Annotated in this window: 3 protein-coding genes; 2 read left to right on the forward strand and 1 reads right to left on the reverse strand. The window is 44.9% G+C overall.

The annotated features are described in order from the left end of the window. Window positions 1–349: 349 nt before the first annotated feature. The gene (locus IQ229_RS13550) at window positions 350–1,663 is read left to right on the forward strand and encodes a TldD/PmbA family protein (RefSeq protein WP_194044471.1); all 1,314 of its coding nucleotides are present in this window, start codon (window positions 350–352) and stop codon (window positions 1,661–1,663) included. Window positions 1,664–1,879: 216 nt separating this feature from the next. Continuing rightward, complete coding sequence (locus IQ229_RS13555) at window positions 1,880–4,507, forward strand: chloride channel protein (RefSeq protein ID WP_194044479.1); 2,628 nt, start codon at window positions 1,880–1,882, stop codon at window positions 4,505–4,507. A gap of 24 nt (window positions 4,508–4,531) precedes the next feature. Here IQ229_RS13555 and IQ229_RS24005 read toward each other — a convergent pair. Then, on the reverse strand, window positions 4,532–4,711 hold a 180-nt coding region (locus IQ229_RS24005; RefSeq protein WP_228013448.1), incomplete at its 5' end, for a hypothetical protein.

Below are 4,711 nucleotides of genomic sequence, written 5' to 3' on the forward strand. Positions count from 1 at the left end.
GCATAGGGCATGGGGCATTGGGCACTTGTACTGAGCGTAGTCGAAGTATTGGGCATTGGGCATTTACAAAGAACTAATGACAAATGACAAATGACAAATGACTAATGACTAATGACCAATGACAAATGACTAGATCCGTTGAGACATGACAATGATTTGGGATAATTAACTGCGTCCATCAGTGTTGATCTGTGGTTTCAAATCGTAACTGTAAAGAAACACTGATGATTTTTGGATAGTTATCTGCGTTCATCACTGGAAAGTGCGTAGGCGTAGCCCGTCGTAGACATCGCACTTCTCTTGAGACAGCGTTGATATGCGGTTCAAAATCCACAATTCACTAAGGGTCATGGGTTCTGAAAATTTGTCACAAGATACACTCGCCGAACAGTTGCTGGAACTAGCTATAAAATCTGGAGCAGAAGCTGCTGAGGTGTATCAGTCGCGATCGCTTTCTCGCCCAGTGTTTTTTGAGGCAAACCGACTCAAACAGCTAGAAACTAACCAATCTGAAGGTACAGCACTACGGCTTTGGCGAAACGGGCGTCCGGGACTGACGGTGGCTTACGGTTCTGTCTTAGCCGAAGTAATGGTGGAAAAAGCTCTGGCTCTAAGTCAACTAAATCAACCGGAAACTGTAGAATTAGGCTCTAACTTTCAGCCTGACTACCCCGATTTAGGAGAAAGTTTACCGATAGAGGTTTTGGTGGACTGGGGCAAAGAAGCGATCGCACTCATCCGTGATGCCTATCCCGATGTTGTATGCAATGGTGACTGGGAATGTGATATTGAAACCACCAGACTAGTCAACACCAAAGGTTTAGATTGTCACTATACTGACACTACCCTCAGTTGCTATGTATCAGCAGAATGGGTGCGCGGTGATGATTTTTTAAGTGTTGCTGATGGTCAAACCAAGCGGGGGGAACTCGACCCAGAGAGATTAGCTAACCAAATTTTACAACGGTTAATTTGGTCTAGAGAAAATATCTCACCTCCTACTGGTCGTGTCCCGATTTTGTTCACTTCTAAAGCCGCCGATATGCTTTGGGGTACTGTACAAGCCGCTTTAAATGGCAAGCGAGTTTTAGAAGCAGCTTCACCTTGGGCAGAACGTTTGGGTAAGGAAGTAATTGCACCCAGTCTCACCATCTACCAAGATCCAGAGGCTGGCCCTTACAGTTGCCCTTTTGATGATGAAGGCACTCCGACTCAATCTCTGGTATTTATCCAAAACGGGACTTTACAGCATTTCTATAGCGATCGCACCACTGGCTCCCAACTAAGTACTAACACCACTGGAAATGGTTTTCGCCCTGGTTTAGGTAGCTACCCCACCCCTGGTTTATTTAATTTTCTCATCCAGCCAGGTTCGGCATCGCTACCAGATTTGATTCAACAACTAGATGATGGCTTGATTGTCGATCAAATGTTGGGTGGCGGCGGCAGTATTTCTGGAGATTTTTCGATCAACGTCGATTTAGGCTACCGCGTCCAAAATGGTCAAGTAATTGGGCGTGTTAAGGATACGATGGTTGCAGGTAATGTTTACACAGCCCTGAAGCAATTGGTTACACTAGGCAACGATGTTGATTGGAATGGTTCTTGTTATACTCCGTCTCTGATAGTAGAAGGGCTATATACCACAGGAAGAAGCAATTAAATAATTTGTAATTCGTAATTCGTAATTCGTAAGTGGGGACAGTGCTTGTGTAGTAGCGAATTATACTTCGTCAATGACTTTTAAACATCCTCTGAAGATTCCACCGAACAGCTTTTTAGTTAAGATTTGTAATCAAAAATCGTTCGATGGTTCCTGAGCGTAGTCGTTCGCGTAGCGTCCCGCAGGAAAGTCCAAAATCTAAAATTCAAAACTGGTATGAATCAGCGTTTTCGCACCTGGTGGCAGCCTAGAAGAGGTTTAGCGATCGCCGAAGCCTGTATTATCGGTCTGGTTGCTGCCCTCTCTGCGGTATTTTTGAAAGTCGGATCGGGATGGTTGGGGACATGGCGAGTGCATACTACGCACCTTTTGCCGGCATGGCTGGTACTACCTGCAATTGGTCTTGTCCTGGGATTTCTGGCTGGATGGTTGGTGGATAGATTAGCACCAGAGGCTTCTGGTAGCGGTATTCCGCAAGTCAAAGCAACTCTAGCCAATGTGCCTGTGACATTATCTTGGCGGGTAGCAGGTGTAAAGTTATTCAGTGCCATCATCGCCATTGGTTCTGGCATGACTCTGGGACGGCAAGGCCCTACTGTCCAAGTGGGGGCTGGTTTGGCAGCAGGAATGAGTCGTTGGGTTCCGACTTCTCCAGATCATCGACGGCAGATGATTGCAGCTGGTGCAGGTGCGGGTTTAGCTGCTGCTTTCAATGCCCCGATCGCAGGTGTATTGTTTATCGTTGAAGAATTACTCCAAGATTTATCAGGATTGACTCTCGGAACTGCCATTATCGCCTCTTTTATCGGTGGCGTGATATCCCGACTTTTGGGTGGTGGCTCTCTTGACCTTAACTTGCAATTGGTAAAATCTTCCAGCCAATTCTCCATCCCAGAAATTCCCTTTTTTATTCTGTTAGGTATTTTGGCAGGCTTGTTTGGTGCATTGTTTAATCGCGGTATTATATTTAGTATTAAATTTTATAGAAGATTACACATCAGCTTACCGTTTCAGGTAGCTTTAGCTGGATTTATCTCTGGTGTTGTCGTGGCCCTGCTTCCCCCATCCTTCCGTGATAATACGGGATTGCGGGAGTCATTAATTACTGGAGATTCCCATCCTAGCGTCGCCGCGATCGCCTTTGCGGCCCAGTTCATCCTCACACTGATTGCATTTGGTTCGGGAGCACCAGGGGGATTATTCGCTCCCAGTTTGATTTTAGGTTCTTGTTTAGGACACATCATCGGTGTCTCTGAGCTATACATCACCGGAACAGGTTCTCCTACTACTTACGCCCTAGCGGGTATGGGTGGATTTTTTAGCGCCGTTTCCAAAGTGCCAATCACAGCAATTGTGATTGTCTTTGAGATGACTACAGATTTCAATCTGGTGCTACCTTTGATGATTGTTTCTGTCGCAGCTTACCTGGTTGCAGATAAGGTAGTGCCTGGTTCGCTTTATGAAAAACTTTTGGAGTTAAAAGGTATTACTCTCACCAAAGAAGTTGCGATGGAAGGAGCATTAACCAAGTTAACTGCAAAAGATGTGATGCAAGAACGGGTAGAAACTTTAGATGCAGAAATGAGCTTGGAAGAAGCAATGCAAGCTTTTGCTCGTTCCCATCATCGCGGTTTCCCTGTGGTAGAAGATAGCAAGTTAGTGGGGATTGTAACGCAATCAGATTTGTTAAAAATCCGCGAGAGTACAAACCACACACTTCGCGATCGCAATCTAGCCGATATTTTCTTAAAAGAAATTATGACATCTGTCCCGATGACAGTATCACCAATTCACACCCTCAGTAATGTACTATATTTACTCGATCGCTATCAAATCAGTCGCTTACCGGTGGTAGATAGACGAAAACTGATTGGGATTATTACCCGTGCAGATATTATTCGGGCGGAAGCAGATCATCTCAATGGTGAAAATGCGACACCGAAACTGCGACCAGAACCTTCATACATAGTTTACCAGACGCGATCGCCCACCATTGGTAGAGGTAGATTATTAGTACCCGTAGCAAATCCCGAAACAGCAGGTGTTTTATTACTGATGGCAGCAGCTATTGCCCGCGATCGCCATTATGAAATAGATTGCGTGCAAGTGATGCTGATACCCCGCCACAGTTCCCCATCAGAAACACAGGTAAGAACGGCAAAAAGCCGCCGCTTGCTACGACAGGCAGAAGTCTTAGCAAAAAAGTGGAAAATTCCTTTACACACGCAGATTCGAGTTACCCACGATGTGGCGCAGGCAATTTTGGAGACAATCAACGAACAACACATCGACTTAATTTTAATGGGATGGAAAGGTAACACATCTACCCCTGGTCGGATTTTTGGCAACGTTGTTGACACCATAATTCGCCAAGCCACCTGCGAAGTCGTATTAGTAAAATTAGGCACTACTCCCCACTCCCCACTCCCCACTCAGCACTCATTTAACCGTTGGCTAGTTCCAGTGGCTGGTGGCCCCAATTCCCCACTGGCAATTAAATTGCTACCGGCTTTAATTACATTAGGAAACGATCCGAAAATTCGCCTGACACAGGTGTTTAAGCCATCTGAACTCAAGCCAGATATGTCAATTTCAGAACAAGCCATCCGTCATTTGATGCGGCGGCGCAAATTGTCGAGTACTGTAGTTGCTCTCCCCATACAAGCTAATTCAGTTGCAGAAGGTGTGATTAACCTAGTGGAAACCGAAGGTTACGACGTTGTAGTTTTGGGAGCATCCCGCGAGGGATTGCTACAGCAAGCGATTCAAGGTAATATTCCCGAAGCGATCGCCTCTGGTGTAGAAAGTACAGTTATTTTAGTTAGGGGTGCGATTCAAAAGTAAAAAACCTAGATTTTAATAATTTTTTTAATGATAAAATACACCAATAATCAGAGTAACAATTATTGGTATTAAGATTGGAATAGCAACTATAAGTCCCCACTTACCAAACTTAATTTCCTCACCCTCAGATTTTAGAAACGCAATCCAACCTACAACTCCCATCAAAACCCAAATAAATCCAAAGGCAAGAAATATAACAAATAC

It is taken from the genome of Nostoc cf. edaphicum LEGE 07299 (assembly GCF_015207245.1).
In the GTDB taxonomy this organism is placed as follows: domain Bacteria; phylum Cyanobacteriota; class Cyanobacteriia; order Cyanobacteriales; family Nostocaceae; genus Nostoc; species Nostoc edaphicum_B.

What these genes read in the sequence shown, in the direction of transcription:
- IQ229_RS13550 (WP_194044471.1), top strand. Translation starts at nt 350, where the DNA reads ATGGGTTCTGAAAATTTGTCACAAGATACACTCGCCGAACAGTTGCTG.
- IQ229_RS13555 (WP_194044479.1), top strand. Translation starts at nt 1,880, where the DNA reads ATGAATCAGCGTTTTCGCACCTGGTGGCAGCCTAGAAGAGGTTTAGCG.